The organism is Terrimonas alba, assembly GCF_042434975.1.
GTDB lineage: Bacteria > Bacteroidota > Bacteroidia > Chitinophagales > Chitinophagaceae > Terrimonas_B > Terrimonas_B alba.
Map to the genome: position 1 here is coordinate 490,981 of NZ_JBHMQM010000005.1, position 6,749 is coordinate 497,729.

Below are 6,749 nucleotides of genomic sequence, written 5' to 3' on the forward strand. Positions count from 1 at the left end.
TAGGGAGGAGGCCCTTAATCATTCACGTCTTTATCAATCTTATTTCGCAGGTACATAATGCCGATGATAAAGCATAATGCTGCGATCCCAATCGGGTACCACAGGCCAACCAACGGATCTTTTGGATACGTTGTTGTTAATAACAGGCCGATAAAGGGAACTAGTCCACCAAACACACCATTGCCGATATGATAAGGCAGTGACATGGATGTGTAACGGATTCTTGTAGGAAACAGTTCAACAAGGAAAGCGGCGATGGGGCCGTAAACCATGGTGACATACAGTATTAGTAGAAAAACAAGCCCGACGAACTTCCAATAAGTTGAACTCGCAAGTTGTTTGTCTTTGTATTCTTTTTTAGTGGAACCAATGATTTTGTCGGTTTCCGCAGACAACGTATCTTTTTTTATTTCAGTAAAACGGCTTCCATCCGACAGAGAAAATGTTGTGGTGGTGATCCATAGAGAGTCCATACTTTCCTTGATGCCTTCTGTCTTTATAAGAGGAACAGCTATAGCAGATTTTGTAAAATTATTTTTTTCAATACTTGCTTCCTCAAGAAAAGTATTAAATATAGGTCTGTAGGTTAAAATCCCCAGCAACATCCCGGCCAGCATAATCCATTTTCTCCCGATCTTATCACTTAACCAGCCAAAGAATAAAAAGAAAGGTGTTGCAAAGGCAATAGCCCACAACATGATCGTACGGCTTTGTTCAAACTCTATTTTGCAAACATTTTCCAAAAAACTTTGTGCATAAAACTGGCCGGTGTACCAGATCACACCCTGCCCCATCACGGCGCCAAACAAAGCCAGCAATACCATTTTAAAATTGGCTTTGTGACTGAAACTCTCTTTTAATGGATTGGTGGAAGTCTTGCCCTCTGATTTTAATTTGGAAAACAACGGCGACTCCGACATTTTTAACCGTATATACACTGACACCGCAACCAACAATATCGAGATCCAAAATGGATAACGCCAGCCACCCCAATGCGCATTGAATTGCTCATCACTCATATTTAGTTTCACCAGCATGATCACGCCCAGTGCCACAAATAAACCCAGTGTTGCCGTTGTTTGAATCCAACTTGTATAAAAACCACGCTTGTTAGCAGGTGAATGTTCGGCAACATATGTGGCAGCGCCACCATACTCACCGCCGAGTGCAAGCCCCTGTACAAGTCTTAATAGCAGAACTAATAAAGGTGCTGCAATGCCAATAGATGAATAGGAGGGCACAAGGCCAATCAAAAAAGTAGAACCGCCCATCAGAACAAGTGTTAGCAAAAAAGTGTACTTGCGGCCAATCAGATCACCTAATCTGCCAAACACCAAAGCTCCAAATGGCCGAACGATAAAACCTGCCGCAAAAATGGCGAGTGTGCTTAACAGGGCCGCAGTCGCATTGCCTTCGGGAAAAAATTGGGTAGAGATAGTTTTGGCGAGCATGCCAAAAATGTAGAAGTCGTACCATTCGATCATGGTGCCAACTGACGAAGCTGAAATAACTTTTACAATTCCATTCGGTGCATTGTTTTTCATCTGGCAATTTTCATTTTGAATACAAATATTTATTGCGATCCTTTTATTTCAAGGGTTTAAAATACGAATTGATATTTATCAGCGAAATAAAAAAAATTGTCTTCGTACATTTAAGGCCCCAAAAAAAGCAGATTGTTTATGTCATATCCTTACCAGATAAAATCTTACGATGAATACAAAGCAGCCTATAAAAAAAGCATTGACGAGCCGGAAACATTCTGGGCTGATATAGCCGGGCATTTTCAATGGAGGAAAAAATGGGATAAAGTACTCAACTGGAATTTTAAAGAACCGAAAATAGAATGGTTTGCCGGAGGCAAATTAAATATCACGGAAAACTGTATAGACCGTCATCTCGAAACATTAAAGGATAAGCCAGCTATCATTTGGGAGCCCAATAATCCCGAAGAACGAACAAGAGTTGTTACATATGAACGTTTGCACAAAAGAGTTTGCCAGTTTGCCCAGGTGCTAAAAAATAATGGCGTAAAAAAAGGTGACCGGGTTTGTATTTATATGGGCATGGTGCCGGAGTTGGCTTACGCCGTATTAGCCTGTGCCCGTATCGGCGCTATTCACAGTGTGATCTTCGGTGGATTTTCAGCGCAAAGCATTGCAGACAGGCTGGAAGATGCAAAGGCTGAGTTTATCGTAACCTGTGATGGTGCTTACCGGGGTGGCAAAGATATTCCGCTAAAGAGTGTGATCGATGATGCACTGATCGGTAATAAGCTGGTGAAAAAAGTGATTGTATATACACGTACCAGGACGCCGGTGAGCATGATCAAAGGACGTGATGTGTGGTGGGAAGATGAAATGGAATATGCCGAATCACAGGTAGAGAAGGACGGTGTAGTTTCCTTTCCCGCAGAAGAAATGGATGCCGAAGATCCCTTATTTATATTATATACGTCTGGAAGTACGGGCAAGCCTAAAGGTGTCGTGCATACAATTGGCGGTTATATGGTTTGGACAAATTATACATTCGTCAATGTATTTCAATACCAGCCCGGTCAAATACATTTTTGCACCGCTGATATCGGTTGGATAACCGGCCACAGCTATATCGTGTATGGTCCATTGAGCGCAGGCGCTACCTCCCTGATGTTTGAAGGCATACCGACCTGGCCCGATGCCGGTAGATTTTGGAATATCGTGGATAAATACAAGGTAAATATTTTATATACGGCCCCAACAGCCATCCGCAGTTTGATGGGTTTTGGCCTGGAGCCGCTGAAAGGAAAAGATCTTTCTTCATTGAAAGTGCTTGGCACTGTTGGTGAACCCATCAATGAGGAGGCCTGGCATTGGTATGATGAACATATCGGGAAAAAGAAATGTCCCATTGTAGATACCTGGTGGCAGACCGAAACAGGAGGTGCATTAATCAGTAATATGGCGGGAGTGACACCAGCCGTGCCATCCTGGGCTACTTTGCCAATGCCGGGTGTACAGCCATTGTTGGTAGATGAAAACGGGAAAGAAGCCTCCCCAAACCCATCCGAAGGAGGGGCTTTAGTGACTTCTGGTAATTTATGTATTAAAGCGCCGTGGCCTGGTATTTTAAGAACTACCTGGGGTGATCATGAACGTTGCCGTACCAATTATTTTGCTACTTACGAAGATTTGTATTTTACCGGTGATGGTGCTTTGAAAAATGATGAAGGTTTTTATCGTATCACCGGCCGGGTAGATGATGTATTAAATGTAAGCGGTCACCGGATCGGAACTGCCGAAGTAGAAAATGCTATAAATATGCATGCTGGTGTTGTCGAGAGTGCAGTGGTAGGTTATCCGCATGACATTAAAGGGCAAGGCATATACGCCTATGTAATTTATAGTGCCACAAAACATGGGGACCAGGAACTGACGAGAAAAGACATTTTGCAAACTGTTTCCCGTATCATCGGGCCCATTGCCAAGCCGGATAAGATCCAGTTTGTAAGTGGTCTGCCCAAAACAAGGAGCGGAAAGATCATGCGACGCATTCTGCGAAAGATCGCTGAAGGAGAAACTTCCAATTTGGGAGACACTACTACTTTGCTTGATCCTGCGGTGGTCGATGAAATAAAGAATGGAAAACTTTAATGTAAAACCGGCTGCTACAAAATAATAAAGCAGCCGGATATGCTGCTTTAAAAGGTTTTTCGAATACGGTTTGAATATTTTTCACTCACAGACCCAAAAACCATACCTTTTAAATCATCTCCACTCAAAAAAATTATTTTGGGGAAAAGTTCGCAATAATTCTTAATAAGTAACGTAAAGTTACTAAGTGTTATTTCGACATTTATTTTGATTGCTTTCGAAGTCATATTGCTAAACATGATAATTTCTTTCCTCAGATCAATGTTTTTGGGCCTGTCTGGTATGTTTGTTGCTTCAATAGGCATTGGCATTATTATTAATATGGTGATGATTTTGGGAAGGAGGAGATAATGTTGATTCAATACCCTGATGAAAACAGTCCTATCTTTTTTATTCCCCAACCTATTAATGGCTTTTGTAGACGCACCGGTTCAGCCTTATAGCTGACTGTTGATCCAATATTTTATTTTTTAATCTGTAAATGAAAAACCATGAAAACACCAATCGCACGACTATGGCTATTTGTGTGTGCTGTAGCGATTTTGTTTGCTGCTTGTCAGAAAGAAGTCTCCCATAACACAGAAAGCACTGATTCGGAAAAATCTCAACTACGCACTTCCGGTACTGTTCCCGATGATCCCGGTGCCATTGCAAAAGTTCCCATGATCGTATCTTCAGAGTTTTACAATTCAATGAACCAGGTGGTGGGTGCAAGAGGTGGAACATCTTCCCAAAAAGATTCTGATAGGGATGGCATTCCTGACGTGAGTGATGGATGTCCCAAACTGAAGGAGACTGTGAATGGCTACCAGGACACAGATGGATGCCCTGACACAGCACCGTCTACTTCAACTGATACCGATGGCGATGGTATTGCTGATGCCACTGACGCCTGTGACACACAGGCAGAAACGGTCAATGGGTACCAGGATACAGATGGTTGCCCGGATACAGTGCCCGATACAGATGGTGATGGCATTATCGATACACAAGATCTTTGCCCGGCTGAAGCGGAAACCGTAAATGGGTTCGAGGATACCGATGGATGTCCCGATACACCACCAGTTGTTGTACCACCAACGCCACTCCCCTCAAGTTTTCAGCTAGTAATGCCTCCGGTAGGAAATCAGGGAGGAGAGTTTTCATGCGTAGCATTTGCTGCCGGATATGCTGCGAGGTCTGCTGAATACTATTACCAGACCAACGCTTCAAGTTATGATTACGTAAGCAACATTTTTAGTCCTGAGTTTTTATACAACCAAACAAAGGTTGGAGATTGTGGATCAGGAGCATCAACCATAAGAACACTTGAATTCCTAAAAAACACAGGTGTTTCCACCTGGCAGTCTATGCCTTACAGTAATACAAATGGTTGCTCACTTTTACCGACCAGTTCTCAATTAAATGAGGCTGCTAATTATAAGATTATTTCTTATTCATCAGTGTATAAAAGCGATATAACAGCTATAAAAAATCTGCTGGTCCAAAACCACCCGCTTATAATAAGCGTTGTTCTTGATCAAAGTTTTCCGATGGCAGGACCAGGATTTATTTGGAAATCTTTTTCCGGATCAGGCGGTTTAGGCCATTCTTTGACAATTTGTGGCTATGATGATGCAAAGCATGCGTATAAAGTGATGAACTCCTGGGGAACATCATGGGGAGATGCCGGGTATTCATGGATTGATTATGATTTCTTGCCCCAAACGGGAGATGTTGCAGCGTATGTGATCAATCCATAGTTTTTAAATAAGCTGTAAATAGCTACAGAAAATTTGTTCTGTGAAATAAAATAGGCGCATAAAAGCGCCTATTTTATTTTACGAATCAATTAAAAAAATTATTTCACTCCTATCAATTTTCCAGTCACTTTTTGATCACCTACTTTGAAAACATAAATCATCGTGCCGCTGCTTCCTTTTGAAACAGAATATTCACGGTAAAGTGGTCTGCCTGCCTGGATATAGCCCTGGTAAACAACGCCTATCTTTTGGCCCAATACATTGTACAATTCAAGCGAGCCATAACCGGATACTCCTGATACAAGATCAAATCTCACCTTATCAGTATAAGGATTAGGAACTGCGTTCACTTTTGTTGGAGATTCCATAACGATCTTATAAGTTTCAAGAGTTCTCGTTGATGGATTGATTACAGTTTTTTCTGTAATGCCGACCACATTGGTACTGGTGGCAGCTGTTCTTGTTAAAACTGCCTCATTGTCTGTACAACTATTCGTATTGTTGCTGCCTTCGCATTCTGAAGTAGCTGTGCAACCGGCTAAGTTGGTAGTTACAGTGACAATAAAACCGTCACCAGCAATAAGTCCTGTAAAATGAACATCAGGGTTTTGAGTAGTTGGTGTTTGATTTTGGGAAGAAAAATCTTCATCATTACCTGGCTGATCGATGCTGTAGGTATATCCAAGAGTTGGAGAAGTTACATCAACCGTAAACGTTTTGTCATTACAGCCAGGAGGATTATAAACTGTCGAAATGGTTGGAATCGGATCCACGGTTACAGTTTTACTACAAGAGCTGATACATCCATTCCTGGTGATGTTGTCAGTTACAGTATAAGAACCGGAAGCACCTGCTGTCACTTCGATAGAAGCACCTGTAAGATCAGCGCTGGTAATAGTTCCATCGCCGGTGATTGACCAGCTATGAGTTACCGTACCGCCTGCAGGGTCAACGGTTGAAGTATAGGTATTACCTGTAGAACCACCGCAAACAGGATCTGGTCCTTCGATGCTGCAAGTTGGAACTGGATTGACGGTTACAGTTTTACTACAAGAGCTGATACATCCATTCCTGGTGATGTTGTCAGTTACAGTATAAGAACCGGAAGCACCTGCTGTCACTTCGATAGAAGCACCTGTAAGATCAGCGCTGGTAATAGTTCCATCGCCGGTGATTGACCAGCTATGAGTTACCGTACCGCCTGCAGGGTCAACGGTTGAAGTATAGGTATTACCTGTAGAACCACCGCAAACAGGATCTGGTCCTTCGATGCTGCAAGTTGGAATCGGGTTAACCGTTACCGGGTAATGGCAATTGGCGAAGTCATAGACGGTACCGTTTGCTGCTCTTATTTTTAGAATGACTGTAAAGTCTC

4 protein-coding genes are annotated in these 6,749 nt (G+C 42.5%); 2 read left to right on the forward strand and 2 right to left on the reverse strand.

Annotation, left to right across the window (positions count from 1 at the left end; genetic code table 11):
- Positions 1-14: 14 nt before the first annotated feature.
- Complete coding sequence (locus tag ACFEL9_RS17085; protein ID WP_385892598.1) at positions 15-1,544, reverse strand: MFS transporter; 1,530 nt, start codon at positions 1,542-1,544, stop codon at positions 15-17.
- A 138-nt stretch (positions 1,545-1,682) separates the two neighbouring features.
- On the opposite strand from ACFEL9_RS17085, the gene acs reads away from it, so the two are divergent.
- Together acs and ACFEL9_RS17095 are read left to right on the forward strand one after the other, a co-directional pair.
- Positions 1,683-3,632, forward strand: coding sequence for an acetate--CoA ligase (gene acs / locus ACFEL9_RS17090; RefSeq protein ID WP_385892601.1), 1,950 nt, complete (start codon positions 1,683-1,685; stop codon positions 3,630-3,632).
- Between the two features lie 491 nt (positions 3,633-4,123).
- The gene (locus tag ACFEL9_RS17095; protein ID WP_385892603.1) at positions 4,124-5,374 is read left to right on the forward strand and encodes a C1 family peptidase; all 1,251 of its coding nucleotides are present in this window, start codon (positions 4,124-4,126) and stop codon (positions 5,372-5,374) included.
- Positions 5,375-5,472: 98 nt separating this feature from the next.
- On the opposite strand, the gene ACFEL9_RS17100 is transcribed toward ACFEL9_RS17095, so the two are convergent.
- Positions 5,473-6,749: PKD-like domain-containing protein (locus ACFEL9_RS17100; protein ID WP_385892606.1), on the reverse strand; the 1,277-nt coding region annotated here is incomplete at its 5' end.